General features: G+C 50.5%; 15 protein-coding genes. All 15 read right to left on the bottom strand.

Annotated elements, in window-relative coordinates; translation table 11 throughout:
* Positions 1-34 precede the first annotated feature (34 nt).
* The 15 genes from nikD to hemH all read right to left on the bottom strand — a co-directional run bounded on the left by nikD (position 35) and on the right by hemH (position 17,041).
* Entirely contained in the window at positions 35-871 is an 837-nt protein-coding gene (gene nikD / locus K331_RS0123425; RefSeq protein ID WP_051289991.1) for a nickel import ATP-binding protein NikD, read from the bottom strand.
* An 80-nt stretch (positions 872-951) separates the two neighbouring features.
* Complete coding sequence (gene nikC, locus K331_RS0123420; RefSeq protein ID WP_028592146.1) at positions 952-1,782, bottom strand: nickel ABC transporter permease subunit NikC; 831 nt, start codon at positions 1,780-1,782, stop codon at positions 952-954.
* Positions 1,779-2,723 carry a nickel ABC transporter permease subunit NikB gene (gene nikB, locus K331_RS0123415; RefSeq protein ID WP_028592145.1) on the bottom strand — a complete coding sequence of 315 codons (945 nt, stop codon included), beginning with the start codon at positions 2,721-2,723 and terminating at the stop codon, positions 1,779-1,781. Before nikB ends, nikC begins: the two co-directional genes overlap by 4 nt.
* A gap of 44 nt (positions 2,724-2,767) precedes the next feature.
* On the bottom strand, positions 2,768-4,405 hold the full coding sequence (gene nikA, locus K331_RS0123410; protein ID WP_028592144.1) for a nickel ABC transporter substrate-binding protein: 1,638 nt from the start codon (positions 4,403-4,405) through the stop codon (positions 2,768-2,770).
* A 220-nt stretch (positions 4,406-4,625) separates the two neighbouring features.
* Positions 4,626-5,189, bottom strand: coding sequence for a DNA-3-methyladenine glycosylase I (locus K331_RS0123405; RefSeq protein WP_028592143.1), 564 nt, complete (start codon positions 5,187-5,189; stop codon positions 4,626-4,628).
* Positions 5,190-5,225: 36 nt separating this feature from the next.
* Positions 5,226-6,971: a DUF4179 domain-containing protein gene (locus K331_RS0123400; RefSeq protein ID WP_028592142.1), complete on the bottom strand. Its 1,746-nt coding sequence runs from the start codon at positions 6,969-6,971 to the stop codon at positions 5,226-5,228.
* Positions 6,928-7,497, bottom strand: coding sequence for an RNA polymerase sigma factor (locus tag K331_RS0123395; protein WP_028592141.1), 570 nt, complete (start codon positions 7,495-7,497; stop codon positions 6,928-6,930). Before K331_RS0123395 ends, K331_RS0123400 begins: the two co-directional genes overlap by 44 nt.
* Positions 7,498-7,622: 125 nt before the next feature.
* Positions 7,623-9,539 (bottom strand): ABC-F family ATP-binding cassette domain-containing protein, encoded by a 1,917-nt coding sequence (locus tag K331_RS0123390; protein WP_028592140.1) that lies wholly within the window; start codon positions 9,537-9,539, stop codon positions 7,623-7,625.
* A 183-nt stretch (positions 9,540-9,722) separates the two neighbouring features.
* Positions 9,723-10,298: a TetR/AcrR family transcriptional regulator gene (locus K331_RS0123385; RefSeq protein WP_028592139.1), complete on the bottom strand. Its 576-nt coding sequence runs from the start codon at positions 10,296-10,298 to the stop codon at positions 9,723-9,725.
* 54 nt (positions 10,299-10,352) lie between these two features.
* The gene (locus K331_RS0123380) at positions 10,353-11,153 is read right to left on the bottom strand and encodes a DUF92 domain-containing protein (protein WP_018885939.1); all 801 of its coding nucleotides are present in this window, start codon (positions 11,151-11,153) and stop codon (positions 10,353-10,355) included.
* A gap of 95 nt (positions 11,154-11,248) precedes the next feature.
* Positions 11,249-11,872, bottom strand: a complete 624-nt coding sequence (locus K331_RS0123375) for a fumarylacetoacetate hydrolase family protein (protein ID WP_028592138.1) — start codon at positions 11,870-11,872, stop codon at positions 11,249-11,251.
* Positions 11,873-12,127: 255 nt separating this feature from the next.
* Positions 12,128-12,877 (bottom strand): glycerophosphodiester phosphodiesterase, encoded by a 750-nt coding sequence (locus K331_RS30330; RefSeq protein ID WP_036635669.1) that lies wholly within the window; start codon positions 12,875-12,877, stop codon positions 12,128-12,130.
* A 92-nt stretch (positions 12,878-12,969) separates the two neighbouring features.
* The gene (locus K331_RS0123365) at positions 12,970-14,430 is read right to left on the bottom strand and encodes a CapA family protein (RefSeq protein ID WP_051289990.1); all 1,461 of its coding nucleotides are present in this window, start codon (positions 14,428-14,430) and stop codon (positions 12,970-12,972) included.
* Between the two features lie 213 nt (positions 14,431-14,643).
* The gene (hemG, locus tag K331_RS0123360) at positions 14,644-16,092 is read right to left on the bottom strand and encodes a protoporphyrinogen oxidase (RefSeq protein ID WP_028592136.1); all 1,449 of its coding nucleotides are present in this window, start codon (positions 16,090-16,092) and stop codon (positions 14,644-14,646) included.
* Between the two features lie 7 nt (positions 16,093-16,099).
* On the bottom strand, positions 16,100-17,041 hold the full coding sequence (hemH, locus tag K331_RS0123355; protein WP_028592135.1) for a ferrochelatase: 942 nt from the start codon (positions 17,039-17,041) through the stop codon (positions 16,100-16,102).
* Between the last annotated feature and the right edge of the window lie 26 nt (positions 17,042-17,067).

The following is a 17,067-nucleotide window of genomic DNA, read 5'->3' as shown; positions in this document are numbered from 1 at the left end:
AGTGAGTAAGAGCTCACTACCATGTGCTCCCCGCTCACCAAGCCATCTGAGGCCGAGCATGAAGCAACATGCGTGTATACTCATGCTGTGGCTGGTCAAATAACTCATGAACACCAGCTTGCTCCACGATGCGCCCCCTTTGCATGACCGCTACCTCATCTGCCATCTGTGAAATGACGCCCAAGTCGTGGGAGATCAGCAGAATCGAAGTGCCATACTCTGTACGTAGTCGATTCAGCGCCTGGAGCACCCGAAGCTGATTCACCACATCCAGCGCCGTGGTCGGTTCATCGGCAATGACCAGAGCAGGCCGCAGACACATCGATACCGCAATCATGACACGCTGCAGCATGCCCCCACTTAGTTGAAACGGGTACATGCGCATCAGCTTGGCAGGCTCAGGCAGATTCATGTCTGCAAGGGCTGCAATGGCCTGCTCCTTGGCTTGTCCTTTGGAGATTCCAGCATGTGTGCGCAGCGTCTCCATGAATTGAGAGCCGATGGTGTATACAGGTGTAAAGGCATTCATCGGGTTTTGGATAATGCATCCGATCTCCTTGCCCCGGATACGCCGCATCTCTTCGCTTGGTAACGAGCTTAGCTCCCGCCCATTTAGCCGAATGCTCCCGGTTACATTCATTCTCTGGGGATTGAGCAGCTGCAAAATAGCGTTACAGGTAATCGACTTGCCACTGCCGCTTTCCCCCACCAGGCCGAACACTCGACCTTTTCCGATATCCAGTTGTATAGATTGCAGCAGGGTCATAGGATTATCTACATTGTGGAGCTGCACCTCCAAGTCACGTACTTCAAGCACATTGGAAGCAGCGGTAGCCGTCTTGTCCTGCTCTGGGCGCCTCGTTTGATCCATTACCCTATCGTTCTCCTTTGGACTAATCACGCTTGTCTCACCGTCCTTCCACTCCGTCTATCTCTGCTGATGAGATGGCATTACCGTTTGGCAATACCATATCGCTCGGATAGCGCTTCTCCCAGCACGTTGAATGTAATGACTACCACGAGGATCAGCAAGCCCGGATAGATCATCAACTCGGGATGGCTGCGAATATAGCTCGTCCCTTCATGGATCATGGCTCCCCATTCCGCGTTCGGCGGCTGGATGCCCAGACCCAGAAATGACAATGCAGAAATATCCATAATCGCCCAGCCCATCTCCAGAGTCCCCATCACTACAATAGGGCGCTGCACGTTAGGAATAATATGCTTGCGAATGATGCGCCAGGAAGACGAGCCACTAATCCGTGCAGCCGCAATAAAGTTCCGTTCCTTCAGGCTGACTACCATATTCCGGCATATCCGCGCATAATACACCCACTGCACCAGCATGAGCGCAAGCAGCACCTGCATCAGACCTGGTCCGAAGATACCTACAATCCCTAATACCAGCACCAGATTCGGAAAGGCCATAATCCCTTCACAAAGGCGCATAAGAAGGCTGTCCACCCAGCCTCCCAGATAGCCTGCAACAGAGCCTACTACCACACCAATGACTAAGGAAGACAGGAATATCACTGTCGCAAATCCAATGGATACCCTGGCTCCATAGATCAGTCTGGACAGGTTATCACGCCCCAGATGATCTGTTCCTAACCAGTGCTCCGCCGATGGACCATGCAACTTTTGCAGCAGATTCACCTTGACCGGATCATGCGGAGCAATCCACGGAGCCAGCAAGGTAACCGCGAAGAAGAAGAGCACTACCACCGTACAGATTAGGATGGCTCTCTCACCCTTGAACCATTTACGCCATTTACTTATCACTGCTCAGCCCGTCCTTTCGCTGAAATCCGCGGGTCCATATAGAGCTGAACCAGATCAACGAGTAGATTACACACGATGAACAGGCAAGCCGCCAAGAAGACATAGCATTGAATGACCGGAATATCCCGATTGAAGATCGCTTCCACAAAGTAACGTCCGAAGCCCGGCCATGAGAAGACCTGCTCCACGATGATTGTACCTGTGAGCAGCTTACCCATATTCATACCCATACCGGTAATAAGCGGCGATATGGCAATTCTCAGTACATGCTTCAGGACAATCGTCCGTTCGCGTAACCCACGTGTTCTGGCATACTGCACATACGTCTCCTGTAGCTGCTCCAGCACGCTGGTACGCAGCAGGCGCGTATACACAGCGATTAGCACCAGTGAAAGAGTCACTGTCGGCAGCACCAGGTTCTCCCAGCTTCCCCGACCCTCAACAGGCAGCAGGTCCAGCTTGACCGAGAAGAAGAAGATGAGCAGATAGCCCAGCCAGAACTGTGGAATCGATGCTCCAAAATAAGAGATAAGTCTGCTCACCATGTCAATCCAGCTATTCTTGTATACAGCAGCCAGAATTCCCAGCGGAATGCTAACCAGGGCAGACAACAGCATGCTCCATAAAGCCAGCTCTACTGTTGCCGGAAGCCTAGCGCTCACTTCCTTCCATACTGGCTGGTTCGTGAGATAGGATGTGCCAAAATCCAGCCTGGCCATTTTCTGAATCGTATTCATGTACTGGGTCAGTAAGGGCTGATCCAGCCCGAATTCATGCCTTTTCTGCTCCAGTAGCTCAGGTGTTGGATAGATATGAGCTGCTGTCAGGTAGGCTTCTGCCGGATCAACCGGGGAAATGTGAATAAGCGCGAAAGTAACAAGTGTAGCAATAAAAACAATTGGAACGATCGCCATTATTCGTTTACCGATATAGCTGACCACCATTTTTCCTCCCATGGGTTACACTACGCAGCTGTACCGATCATTCACGGAGTGCCCAATTCTATTCCTGCAAAAGGATTCTCATCGCGGTTAGCCGGGAATACAAACTGACTGATATGCTTCTGGTATACCGCTGTTTTCTTGATATAGGAAATCGGTACAATCGCCGATTGCTCCTGCAATGTGCTCAGGATTGATGTGTACAGCTCCTGACGCTGCTTCTCGTCCGTTGATGACAGGACCGCGCGAATCTGTTCGTCAAGCTCCTTTTTCATCGGAATGGCACTAAGCGTCTCTGAGATACCAAATCCAGGGCTTGCCACGACGTTTACGAAGGAATGCGGATCATACGGTGCACCGTAGTTGTACCAGAAATACAGATCGAAATCATTCGCCTTCAGACGCTTGATCTGCACGGTCAGCTCAAGACCTGTCAGATTCACCTTGACGCCCAATTCACTCCACTCAGCCTGAATCGTCTCAGCCATCGCCTTCTGAATCGGGTCCGTTTTATCGAAGATCATCTCGAATTCCAGCTTCTGACCATCCTTCTCTCGAACGGTACCACCAGCAGGCAGCATCCAGCCCGCTTCATCCAGCAGAGCTTTGGACTTCTGGGCATCATATGCGATCGGTTGAAGATCAATATTCGTATACGGGTAGTTCTTGGACAAGACGGAATCAGCTGGCTCCTCCAGACCGGAGGTTATACCCTCCACCATAGCTTGCTTATTAAAGCCTTGATGAAGCGCCGTGCGTACCCTCACATCGGACAGCTTCGGATTGGAGGAGTTCAGCAGCAGACTACGAGTACCTACCGGATCTGACAGTTGTGTCGTGTATTCATTATTATCACGCAGTTGCTTGAACGCATCCAGACTAATGACACCTTCACCATAAATTAGATCAAGCTCACCTTTCTCAAAGGCAGCCACACGGGTCTCTGCATCAGGAATGATTTTGACAGTAACCTGGTCGATGTTGGGTGCGGTACCCCAGTAGTTCGGGTTGCGCTTGAAGACTGCATACTCATCCTGCTTGTACTCTGCCAGCATCCATGGTCCTGTTCCCACAGGCTCCTTGATACCTTCAGAAGTATCCCCATGATCAGGGAATCCGGCTTCACCCAAAAAACGGAACGGACGAACTACAGATAGATCCTGCAGAACGGGATAATATGGCTGTGTCAGTGTCATACGGAAGGTAAGATCGTCCACTACCTCTGTCTTGTCAAGCACGTCTACAATGCCCAGCCAGCTATGAGTCTGCTTGTGTGCCATCACCGCATCAAAATTCTTCTTGACGATCTCGGCATTAAAGTCAGTGCCATCTGAAAATTTCACACCAGAACGAAGCTTGAATGTATATACCTTGCCGTCATCTGATATGGTCCATGATTCAGCCAAGGCCGGCTCCAGCTTACCATCCTTCTGGTAGCTTACGAGTGGCTCATAGAGCATCGACTGAGCAAACAGCTGTGAAGGATTATATGTGTGGGGATTCATCGTACCGATATCACGAGGCCATGACATCGTAATTGATTTGGTGGTAGCGGTCTTATTTGAAATAGCTGTTGAAGCATCATTACTGCTCCCTGTATTGCTACATCCTACAATTACAAATAACAGTAGTAGGATTGTCGCCATGGTAAAGGCAACAGATTTACGATGATGTGCGAACATGGATGTAGATCCCCTCTTCTTTTTCGTGATAATGATTCTCATATTCATTCATTAAGAATAGGCAGGAGCGGACCTTTTGTCAACAGAAAAGAAACCCTAATCTTATAGATAAGATTAGGGTTTCTTGGCGAAGCAGCATTTACACCAACACCGTTCGAAATTTAGGGGATTCATAAAAGTACTCTGGAAGCAGGTTGGAGCTCTCCTTCTGCCATAAACCTTATTGCTTTCTGCAAAAACAGTCCATCGTATGATCATCCACCATGCCTGAAGCCTGCATAAATGCGTAGCAAATGGTCGAGCCGACGAATTTCATGCCTCGCTTGCGTAGCATCCTGCTCATCTGATCCGATTGAGGAGTGACAGCTGGCACCTCGGTTACATCACGCCAATGATTCACCAAGGGAACACCCTCCGTAAAGCTCCATAGCAGCTCAGAGAAGCTGCCTTCCTCCATGACGTCCAGATAAATTCGTGCATTCGTAATCGTCGACTGGATCTTGAGTCGATTGCGAATGATGCCAGGGTTGCTCATCAGCTCTTCGATCTTCTCCTCATCATAGGCCGCAATCCGCTCTGGATTGAAGTGGTCAAAGGCTTCACGGAAGGCTTCACGCTTCTTCAGAACGGTATACCAGCTTAGTCCCGCTTGCATACCCTCCAGTATAAGTAGCTCAAACAGCTCTTGATCTCCGTACTTCGGTATACCCCATTCCTCATCATGATAGGCGATATACAAGGGGTCTGCGTTGACCCATGCGCAGCGCTGTACCTGCGTGCTCAGATGCCATCATCCTTCCTGTAATCAAGCCTACAGACACTACAGACGAAGCTGGATGCTGAATTGCTCATCCGGGCGTTCAGTAGTGTAGTAGAACATGTAGATTTCTGCGCTATCTGAACCATAATCCTTATATACATCAATAGACTTGTTATTTCCATCCCCTGAGAAATTGACCGTGAGCGGCTTGCCTATGATACGATCCTTCCCTTTGCCGATGTGGGTCTGGTTTACGCCGCCGAACAAGGGATCAGCACTTTCGGTCTCTACAAAAAGATTACCATCTTCGCGATAATACGTCCATTTCACAGGATAGCCACCAATGTCTTGCATGAAAGATTGGCGTTCGCTGCTAATATTTTTAAGTAGAATTGGAGGATACTCACCTCCATCATGTCTCTCAATATGATGCCGCCCAATCAGCTTGATCGTGGACGACTCTGTAATCTCCAAATCCAGCGGTCTCTCCGCATACAGCTTACTTTTGTAATCCCCTTGCTCGGAATACCAGTTGCTTGAATTCAGTATATGACCATCCACCTCCAACTCATATTTGACAAACGAGGATTGAAAATATCGCTCCTCATGCTCTGCCATCACACGAATTTGAGTAGGGGTAATGACCAGTTCCTTCAGCACTAGCTGATCCTCAGTATCCGGGACCAACAGATCAAGATCGCTACGCAGAGTACCCGCTTCCATTTGCTGCTTGTTCAGATGAAGCGGTAAGGTCCATTGTTGATCAATGGTCGCCTCCCGCCGGAGATAGTCCAATTGGAAGCTAGTACCTTCTCCCTGCACATCAGCTAGCTTGTAAGTTTTCTGTGACATGTACTCTCCCTGATCACCGGGGGTACCAAAGGTCCCATTATAGTAGGGAACAGGGGCCTCGCTATTCCGATACGCGCTCACTTCTGGAAAAGCCCAATCCTTGAACTCCGACTGGGACTGTGGAGAAAATATGCTTGTAGTCAACAGCAGGCTGTCCTCACCCTCTGGAAATACTTGAGCAACCACCTTGTTGATTCCATCCTGCTCAATCGCAAACTGCTGCTCACCTGATTTTTTAATATCAAGTGGAATTCCCTTAGATTGAAGTGAGAAGAATTGTATTTGCTCAGCCTGAAGTTTAATATTGGCTTGCCCGGATTTTGGCGTCCAGTCAGACTCGAAATACCCGATGTACCTGCGGGTTTCTTCATCCCACTTCTGCGTACTGTTCAAACCCTCAATTCGTTGACCTTTCTCATCCACCAATACCTTGTCTGTGAACTTCCACTCAGTCTGCCCATACCTCCCTGTATCCAGACTATATAAGAGGACCGTACGATTCTCGTCCACTATGGCTGAATGAATCGTTAGCGTGACCCCGTCCTTCGTCACCGATTGCTCAATCGTCTGCCCCAGGTTTTGTGCTAAAGCCGCCTGGATACCACTCCTGTGATTCAACAAATGAGTCCAATCCATCTGAAGTGCCGCATATACTGGGGCTGCGATGATGATAACACTGAGAGAAGCAAGTGCTGCAGCCCGGCGCCATTCCCGCAGTCTGAAGTTGGTTATTTCCCATCCATATTTCCATCCAGAATGCTGTCTCATCTTCTTGGAAGTTGCTGCACCGTTTGCCTTCATCATGGCCGTGTCGGTTGCTTCTATGGGAGCATTGACTTGTGTATCAGCATCGGAGATTGTCTCAATATTGGACCACATTTTGTTAAAATCAGGATAACTCAGCCCGTCTTCATGGTTTAATTGCTGCTTCAGTCGGTTCTCGATATGCTTCATGACATCCTCCTTTATTCGAACGGTGGATAACATAATCCCGCTTTGACATGATTAGTTTCATAAGCTTTAGTCCCTTATGCACTCTTGACTTTGCCGTACCCACTGGTATGCTCAGAATCTCGGCGATATCAGCTATACTGAAATCATGCATGTATCTTAGTGATATGGCGGCACGAATCTTTGGTGGCAGCTGCATCATATCCGTGGCCAGCTCTTCCGCAGCCTCCCGTTCCTCTACGAGCAGGTCTAATGCTTTTCCTTCCTGATCCGTAGAGCGGTATTGGCTCTGTACAAGCATGTCCTTGGCTTCTCGTCTGCGCCTTGTCTTCAGGTGAGTCAGACAACGATTCACGGCAATACGCATAATCCACGCCCGCAGATGCTCCACACGCTCCCAGTCGCTGCGAAAGATCGAGATGAATACTTCCTGACAGAGATCCTCAGCATCTGCCTCGTTATGTACCATGTAGTAGCATGTTCGGTAGACCTGCTTGTTGTAGCTCTCAAAAAGCTCCTTTTGTGTCAATGCTTCCTTCCTCCTCTCCAACCTGTTACCTCTTAAACTAACTGAACTGGAAAAAGGTTCATTTCTGACGTGAAAATCAAAAAAACCGCAATCCACCAAATAAGGCGACTGCGGTCCAATTGATACTATTTGTTCTCTTCGATTCGTTCAGCCAGCTCATTCAGATAGGTCCAGCGCTCCATCAGACGCTCCAGCTCAGCTTCACCCTGTGCCTGCTGCTGCATTAGCTCCTGTAGCCGCAACGAGTCGCTGAACGCCTTCTCCATCTCTGCTGCGATCTGCACCAGATGCTCTTCAGCCTGCGCTACCAGCTCGTCAATCTGCTCATATTCACGCTGCTCCTTGTAGCTGAATTTCAGCTTTTCCTTTTTGGGAGCCTGCTCCTGCTTCTCCGTAGCCGTCTTCTTCTCGGCTGCAGCGCTCGCTGACGCCGTCTCAGCAGCATGCCGAGTCATCCACTCCGCATATTCCGTATAGTTGCCTACATGGGTCCGTACCTTTCCGTTCCCCTCGAAGGCCATGATTTTATCTACAGTACGATCCAAGAAATAACGATCATGGGATACAGTAATAACCACACCAGGGAAGTCATCCAGATAATCCTCAAGCACGCCAAGTGTCTGAATATCCAGATCATTCGTCGGCTCATCCAGCAGCAGTACGTTAGGAGACTCCATCAGCACACGCAGTAGATATAGACGCCGCTTCTCTCCGCCGGACAGTCTTCCAATAATCGTCCACTGCATCCCAGGCGGGAAAAGGAATCGTTCCAGCATTTGTGCAGCCGTGATTGTACTGCCATCTTCTGTTCGTATAATCTCAGCGCCCTCTTTGATGTATTCAATAACACGCTGATTCATGTCCATATCCTGGTGCTCCTGAGTGTAGTACCCCAGCTTCACCGTGCTGCCGAGCACAACTTGTCCCTGATCTGGCTCCAGCCTGCCAGCGATCATATTCAAGAGCGTCGACTTGCCACTTCCATTCGGTCCGACAATCCCAATTCTGTCACCGGGAACCGCGGTGTAGTCCAGATTACTGATCAATACACGACCTTCCACGGATTTGTTCAGTTGCTCCAGCTCCATGATTTTCTTGCCGAGACGAGAAGATGCAACCGAGACATCCATAGCTCCGCCACGTTGCTCTGGCTGTTGCTCCTTCAGCTTCTCAAAGCGTTCAATGCGAGCTTTCTGCTTAGTCGTTCGAGCCTTGGCTCCGCGCCGTATCCAGGCCAGCTCATTGCGAAACAGATTCTGACGCTTCTGCTCCGAGGCTGCCTCTCGTTCCTCACGCTCAGCCTTTAGCTCCAGAAAACGAGTGTAATTCGCCTCATAACGATACAGATTACCGCGATCCAGCTCCAGCATGACTGTAGCGACACGATCGAGAAAATAGCGATCATGCGTGATCATCAGCAACGCGCCACGTCGCTTCTGCAAATATTGCTCCAGCCATTCGACAGAGTCGTTGTCGATATGGTTCGTCGGCTCATCCAGAATCAGCAGCTCGCAGGGCTGAATCAGGGCAGCAGCCAGTGCTACCCGCTTACGCTGCCCACCTGACAGACTACCCATGAGCGCGTCGAATTGCGTGATGCCGAGCCTTGTCAGCACTGCCTTCGCTTCACTTTCTAACGTCCAGGCTTGCAACGCATCCATCCGCTGGTTGACCTCAAGCAGCCTCTTCTGCAACGATTCGTTACCTGGCTGTAGCTCCAACTGCTCCATAACTTCTGTATATTCACGTACCACCTTCATCTCCGGCAGGCCTCCACCAAAGATGTGCTGCAGTACTGTAGCTTGCTCATCAAATTCTGGATTCTGCGCGAGGTATTGAATCCGCACATCGTTATTGACCGCAATTTGTCCACTGTCCGGTGTCTCAATCCCTGCAATTGTGCGAAGGAATGTTGATTTGCCCGTACCGTTGACACCGACTACCCCGATCTTATCCTTGTCATCCATGCCGAAGGATACTTCGTGGAAGAGTGTCTTGACCCCATAGCTTTTGGATAATTGTTCTACCGTTAATATGTTCATGGCTTTGCCCTACACTTTCTTTGAACTGACCTTCTTTTACTGTCATTTAATTGAACCGATATTCCTCCATAGCTGTCACTACATGGTTTGAATAAAGTATTGATTGTAGTTGTAGTGCCCTAGATTGTGATGTGCGTATGCTTGATGCTACATTCGCTACATACGCCCACACCTGTGAAGGTACTATCTGATAGGCATTGCCCGGCAGCCCCCCAAAAACAGATTCGCGGCAAGCTCAACAGTAGTTAGCAGCTCTGCCTCCTCATATTCCTGGTTGAACATGAAATCCATCTTAAGCCGCTCCAGCATACCGATCAAGGCTTTGGCATGCAAGGATCCATTACTCACCCCGGCTTGCTCCAGCACCTGGGTCACAAAATCTGTATACCGTTGAATGAAGCCTCGCATATATTCCATCAATTCTGGATCATTGTTGGGTAGCATGAAGAACAGCTTCGAATGATGCCTCCGCTCATAATGATACCGCAAATGAAGGCTGGCCATTCTATGGATCTGTTCCTCGAAGGCACACCCTTGAACGGAATGACTGAGCCGCTCCAGGAACTGCTCACAATCACGACGTGTTACGGCCTTGAACAGCTGCTCCTTACTTTCGAAATACAGATAGACGGTACCTTTGGCAATTCCTGCCTGCTCTGCAATCTCCGAAATCTTCGTTTCGTAGAAGCCCTTGGTACCGAAAATATCATAAGCCGCGTCCAGGATCGCCTCCTGCTTATCTCCATGCAGGGCGCTCATATAGCCCCTTCCCCCTTTCTGTCTTGTTGCCCGATCGGGTGCTCTGTTCTACATTCATAGAGTCAGTGCCAGCAATGCCAGCGCACCACCGACAATAGAGCTGATCAGATTCACAGCATCATTGCTCATCCAGCCCCAGCCGCGAACGGCAAGAGTCTCTTGACCACAGTGCATCTCTACCTCAACCTCGCGGCCACATACCTTGCAGCGATGCATGAGCTGCACCGTAGCCCCGAGATACGAATCTGTGAATGCACCCCCTATACCAGCAACGCCTCCGATCAGCAGCCATTCCCACCAACCAAGCAGGGTAGCTCCCTCCACTAGCTGGAACAGCCAGGCTCCAACGCCAATGGTCATTCCACCTGCTAGCGCTGCCCCGGTACCAAGCCATGAGACGCCTCCAGAAGTACCTGGCTGCATTACTTTGCCGTTCAGAATGAATCGTGGTGGCTTCCGGCTCAGGCTACCGATCTCGGTCGCCCAGGTATCTGACGTTACCGTGGCCATAACCCCAATGAAGAATAAGGCCCACACGGGATGCGGCCATACGAAGTTCAAGATGCATAGCAGCATTCCGATACCACCGTTCGCCAGCACCTGCCCCGCATCACGGTTCCCGGTCTTGGCATAAGACTTCTCTAATTCAGCCTTCCGTCCCTGCTTATACTTGGATAGAGCTGTAGACGTGATGAAGAATAACAGCAATGTACCGAACCAGAACAGATTGCCTGCTCCATAATATACAGTACCCATGATTACAGCTGCTGCACAGCCGGACAACGTCAGCGAGCGTCTCCGGTATGCAGCTCCGCTCACCAGCAGCGCAGCTGCTGCTCCAATGATCCAGTCCACATTAGCCTCCCGCACCATAATATGACTTCAAGCGCGCTTCAAGCATTGCGCCCATTCCTTATAACTATTTACTACAGCAGACATTCACATCAACACTAGCCGATTTTGCACGATCCTTGTGATTCATTTCCCCACTGAAGCTCCAATATATCTCCGCGAACCGTTGGTCCCACCCCTTCAGGAGTCCCGGTAAAGATGATATCTCCCGCTCCCAGACCGTAATGCTCAGCAATATAATCCGCTACAACCTGCAAGGAGAAGATCAGATTCGATAGGTTACCGCGCTGTACCACCTGTCCATTCTTCAACAGCGTGAAATCATGCTGAAGCAGAGCCTCCATGCCTGGAAACGGAAGAAACGGTGTAATTGGCGCAGAATTTCTGAAGCCTTTGGCAGCCGTCCATGGGTGGCCCTTCTGCTTGATGACCGACTGTACGTCACGCAGCGTAAAATCAATGCCAAAGGCAAAGCCGCTAATACTCTCCGCAAGTGACATCCCTGGTTCGTAGTGACTTCCCAGTTGCAATACAAGCTCTGCCTCATAGTGAAGCTCTCCGCGGTCCAAGGGAAGACTCAGTGCATCTCCATTCATAGGTACAACCGCATGCGACGGCTTCATGAAAATCATTGGTTGCTCGGGGACAGCATTACCCAGTTCCTCAGCATGTAATTTATAATTACGTCCTACACAATACACATTGCGGATTTCCTTCATCATTCTCGTCAGCCACCTTTGTCTGTATAGATTGAAATTACTACGATTAGAATTTGTAACAAATCAGCTCAGGAGCTTATATATCTTAATCAGGAGCTTAAATAGTACGGAGTATGAACTTATGTAGGGCATGATTAAGTGTGCTACAGCCAAAATATAGCCCGTTACAATCCCATACGATCGATATGACTTTTACTTGTCAGTCAACAGTAACGCTTGACTATATGGTGCCTACGAATGCCTTCGTGGCAAGAGGGATTACAGGAACGGCAGCCAATTGCGCTTGGAGATGGTCGCTGGCCACAGCTCAGGGCGATTCGTGCAGATCAGCAATTCCGAATCCATAGCAGCAAGGCGCCTCATAAGTCGTAACTGATCGACCGTCCAGGCCATGACGATAATTTCCCTCTCCGCCATCTTGCGGAGCAATTGCTTGTTCACATGGGGATAACCGAGCGATAGAAACGTGCACTCCAGCTTATCCAACTGTTCCGCGAGATCGTTGGGGGCGGCGTCAATGATCAGTCCGGTTCGTATCTCAGAATCAAGTGCCTTGACCTGACGAAGCGCCTGCCGGTCAAATGAGGTGAGCACCACATCCCTCTCCATCCTACGCGCCATTATCTCTCGCAGCACTGCCTTCTCCAGACCTGGGTACATATTGCCCGACGTCTTAAGCTCAATATTAAGCGACACGGAGCCCTGGCACAAATCCAGCACCTCACTAAGCTGTGGGACATGCTCTCCAGCGTACTTCGATGATTTCCAGGCCCCTGCATCCAATCGTGCCAGCTCTGCGGACGTCATATCCCTCACAAGCCCTGTTCCGTTCGTCGTTCGATCCACCTTGAAATCATGAATGACCATCGGTACACCGTCACGGGATAATTGTACATCTAGCTCAATCCAGCTCACAGCAGAGCAGTCCAAGGCCAACTGGAAAGCAGCCATCGTATTCTCCGGAGCAGCATTTGAGCAGCCTCGGTGAGCTGCACAACCGTTCCTCATCACACAGCCTCCTTGGGCAAAAGGATGATTGTTCTCCCTTGTTTTGTATCATGGACGAATTGCATCATTTACACATTGCATCATGTAGCCTTTTATTGCGTCGTCACACGTCCATCTGCTTCGATTCGGGCCCCGCCGATGGATACCGCGGTCAATTCCCGATATAGCTGGCTTGCCTCCTCGGCTCCCATAGGTACAGGCTGACCCAATTCAGTACGATAAGGGATAAGCTGCAGCTGGCAATCCCCCTGCTTGGTGCACGAGGCTTGAAAGATGGCAGTCTGCAGCGTTAACGGGTCCAGAGCTTTGGAGAAAATAAAGTTACCCGTGCTATAAGCAATCCATTTCCCTTTATACTGCTCTAGTCCCTGTAATACATGTGGATGTCCGCCCATGACGAGATCGGCTCCAGCATCAATGAATTCATGTGCAAGCTTGCTTTGATGCGCCTCAAGCGTCCTTGTCTTCTCCTTACCCCAATGAGCAGTTACAATGACCAGATCTGCTTGCTTGCGCGCTTCTCGGATTGCTTTCAATGCCAGGGTGGAGTCATAGGCCCCTGCAACACCAGGCCCATTACCAGCATACCAGCTGACTTTGGGAATAACACGGCTAAAGCCAAGCAGAGCGATTCTGATCCCGTTTCTCTCATAGTAGATTGGTGCGTAAGCGCGCTCCGCTTGCTTGCCTGCACCCATATATCCAATGCCGTATTGCTGCAGGTAGCTCATCGTATCCAGCAGCCCTTCTACTCCCTGATCCAAAATGTGATTGTTGGCCAAATTCACAGCGTCCATGCCAGCTGCCGCAAGAGCAGAAAGTGCCTTCGGCGAGGATTTATAGACATAGGTCTTGTCTTCGGCCTTCTGGCCACGAGTCGTGACCGGGGTTTCCAGATTACCAACCGTTAGGTCGTCCGTCCGAAATAGATCCCCAAGATATTGATACGGAAAATCAAAGCCCTTGCTCTCCAGACGCTCTTCGACCTTGCCGGCAAATTGAATATCGCCCACAAAGTGCATGAGCACTCGATCAACTGAACCACTCCCTGTGGAAGTATCCCCACCTTCTACAGGAGCAATAGTCTCCTGCTGTGCCATGTCCTCTATTGTTGTGGAGCTACCACCAGCGGCCTCATCCATCTGTCTCGGTTCGTCGGCTTCTGAACGTTCAGGTGTGTTTGCTGCTACGCCGCTGTCGTCTGTCGGGTTGTCATCAGTAGATTCATCCGCATCACCTGCTTGCTGTGTCGTCTCTTCTCCCTCTGTTCCGAACTGTTCCGCGACAGAAGTATCACTGTCCACAGCACCATCGAATCGTTCCTGCTCACCGTTATGTTCATCTACAGCACGGCTGTTGTCCGCCATTTCCGGATTCGATGCTGTAGCTTGATGATTGTTCGGCCAAGCTCCCGTATGTTCAGTCCAGAGGTAGACGCCCACCACTGCTCCAATCATGAGCAGCAGAGTCAGGTTCACCATCATCATGATTCTGGTTTTGTGCTTGCGACGTTTCTTTTGCTTATTATACTTCTCGCTTCTTGAGAGGGGCATCATTCTCTCCTTTATCATGTCATAGAAGCCGCATAGTCGTCACAGACAATCCAGCTTAACTCTATTTCCGCTCGGGTACTCATTTTATTATATAACAGCGCTGTTTACAAAGAGAACCCCCCGCTGTCCGCGGAGGGTTCAACTATAATAGGTCTTTGGGTCTTGAACTTCGAGACTGCGGTAACAGTGATCATCCACTAGCAGCCTTTGGCATTACCTTGCAGCAACGGAGGACAAGCCTGCCCGCTCCACTGCTATGCCAGCATATTCCTTCGCTTGACGAATGCAGTCTGGCAATCCAATTGCATCATATCCCGCTCCAGCGACGTATACTCCTGGCAGCACGTCACCAAGCTCCTTGCGTAGCGTTGCCACATTAGCTGTGTGACCTACCGGATACTGAGGCATGGAGTTGGGGAGCCGGGTAATCTCGGTGAATAGCGGCTCAGCAGTTACACCCATCAGATCGCGTATGTCCTTACGCACCCGTGCAATCAGCTCCTGATCTGGCAGACCAACGCTCTGCTCGGCACCTGCTCGGCCAACATAGCAGCGCAGTAGTACCTTGTCCTCTGGACTGGTGTGCAGCCATTTGGCTGAGGTCCAGGTACAAGCCGTGATGTCTCTGCCCTCCTTGCGCGGCACGAGGAAGCCAGAGCCGTCGAACACATTCTCGATGTCTGCTCGCTCGAAGGCCATAATCACATTGGCCACTGAAGCGTAGTTCATCGCTGCAAGCTCCTTGGTATCCACGTGGGGGCTTAGCAGGGGAGCCGCTGCGAATGTAGGAACCGTTACGAAGATTTCATCTGCCTCCAGCAATGTCCCATTATCCAGTTGTACGGTGTATCGTGAAGCCATGCTTGCGCCCGCAGCGGTCTTGTGTATGGCAACAGCGCCCGTACCGGTGAGTAGTTCGCATGATTGCAGCTCATGAATCAAGGCATGTACCAGGCTTTGTAATCCTTGTCTAAAGGTCATGAACATGCTCTTCCGTGTGCCTGTGTGCGTCTCCTGCGGCTTTCTTCCGGTCATCATACCGCGGATCAGGCTCCCATACTCGCGTTCGACATCACCGAATTGTGGAAAAGTGGCATGCAGACTAAGCTGATGCATCTCAGCCGCATATATGCCAGCAAGCAGCGGCTCCGTAATGTTTTCCAGCACCTCTCTGCCCAGCCGTCGCTCGATCAGCTCGCCCAGCGGCTCGTCCTCTGTGCTTCGCCGCGGCGGAATGACAAAATCCATCAGCGCCCTAAGCTTGCCCGCTCCCGATACAAGACCGCTCTGGAGAAACGGCTTCAGCTCCGTCGGAATCCCAAGCACCAAGCCTGGTGGCATAGGATGAAGTCGCCCATTCTGCACGATATACGTCTTCTTGGCCTCCGGGTTGGTCGTAACCAGCTCATGATCCAGTTCTAGCTCCTTCGCCAAATCTATCATGGCCGTCTTACGGGCCAGAAATGAATCAGGTCCCTTCTCAATGACAAAGCCATCCTTGTGTAAAGTCTCAATCTTTCCGCCAAGGACAGGGGCCTTCTCCAGCACGGTAATCTGCGGCTCGTAGCCGGCTTCCTTAAATAGCTTACGACTATAAAAGGCAGCGCTAAGGCCGGTGAGTCCGCCTCCGATAATGACGATTCTGCGTGGTGTTAATCCCATGTCCTCTTCATCCCTTTTTCCATCGGCTTATAACGACATCACTCAACGTCTCCATATACAGGGGATCACTGTTAAGCGAGTCAGTCCGTTGTAATCTCATATCCAACTCGCGTGCTACGGCCTGAGCTTCGATGTCCAGATCATACAATACCTCCAGATGGTCGGATACGAAGCCGATCGGCGCCGACAATACGTACCCCACCTGTTCCTCATGCAGCACATGCAAAGTATCCAGAATGTCTGGTCCGAGCCATGGCTCTGCCGTCCTGCCTGCACTCTGCCATGTGAACTGCCAGGACCCCACTCCAGCCTGCTCCGCTATAGCCTTGGAGGTCTCCATCAGTTGATCCACATAAGGATCTCCCATCTCCAGAATTCGCTCAGGAAGACTATGGGCACTGAACAACACTCGCACAGAAGCTCGGTCTGCGCCTGCTTCCTCGAACAAATCCAGCTTGGCTGTCACACGGTTCGTCAATGCCTTGATCAGCAATGGATGCAGATGGTAGCTCTCCACAAAATCCATCTGGATACCCAGCTCCTGTGCCTTCTCTTCTGCCCTCTTAATATAACTGCCAACGCTCATGACGGAATAGTGAGGTGCCAGGACCACTCCGATCCCCCGCTGAATACCATCGCGTGCCATCGCCTCAACACCATCTTCAATAAACGGTGCAGCATGCTTCAAGCCCTGATAGCATACGAACTCAATGTTCGGATCTGGATTGTTGCGTCCCAGTGCTTCCTGTAAATTTTTGACCTGACGATCTGTATTCTCACGCAACGGGAATACTCCGCCCACAATAGCCTTGTAACGATCTGTTAGCTCCTGCAGCTGCTCTGCTGATGGAGCACGCCCACGACGGATATGTGTGTAATAGGCCTCGACTTGCTCCAGACTCTCCGGCGTGCCATATGACATAACAAGTACACCTATCTTCGTTTTCATCAGTGTGGTACCTCCGGTTCATTTAA

The sequence above is a fragment of the Paenibacillus massiliensis subsp. panacisoli DSM 21345 genome, assembly GCF_000426545.1.
GTDB lineage: Bacteria > Bacillota > Bacilli > Paenibacillales > Paenibacillaceae > Paenibacillus > Paenibacillus panacisoli.
This window is presented reverse-complemented; position numbering and strand designations above follow the sequence as displayed.

Bases quoted from the DNA above. Each gene is read 5' to 3' on its own strand.
- nikD (WP_051289991.1), bottom strand. From the start codon at position 871: ATGGATCAAACGAGGCGCCCAGAGCAGGACAAGACGGCTACCGCTGCT.
- nikA (WP_028592144.1), bottom strand. From the start codon at position 4,405: ATGTTCGCACATCATCGTAAATCTGTTGCCTTTACCATGGCGACAATC.
- K331_RS0123400 (WP_028592142.1), bottom strand. From the start codon at position 6,971: ATGAAGCATATCGAGAACCGACTGAAGCAGCAATTAAACCATGAAGAC.
- K331_RS0123390 (WP_028592140.1), bottom strand. From the start codon at position 9,539: ATGAACATATTAACGGTAGAACAATTATCCAAAAGCTATGGGGTCAAG.
- K331_RS0123385 (WP_028592139.1), bottom strand. From the start codon at position 10,298: ATGAGCGCCCTGCATGGAGATAAGCAGGAGGCGATCCTGGACGCGGCT.
- K331_RS0123375 (WP_028592138.1), bottom strand. From the start codon at position 11,872: ATGATGAAGGAAATCCGCAATGTGTATTGTGTAGGACGTAATTATAAA.
- K331_RS30330 (WP_036635669.1), bottom strand. From the start codon at position 12,877: ATGAGGAACGGTTGTGCAGCTCACCGAGGCTGCTCAAATGCTGCTCCG.
- K331_RS0123365 (WP_051289990.1), bottom strand. From the start codon at position 14,430: ATGCCCCTCTCAAGAAGCGAGAAGTATAATAAGCAAAAGAAACGTCGC.
- hemG (WP_028592136.1), bottom strand. From the start codon at position 16,092: ATGGGATTAACACCACGCAGAATCGTCATTATCGGAGGCGGACTCACC.
- hemH (WP_028592135.1), bottom strand. From the start codon at position 17,041: ATGAAAACGAAGATAGGTGTACTTGTTATGTCATATGGCACGCCGGAG.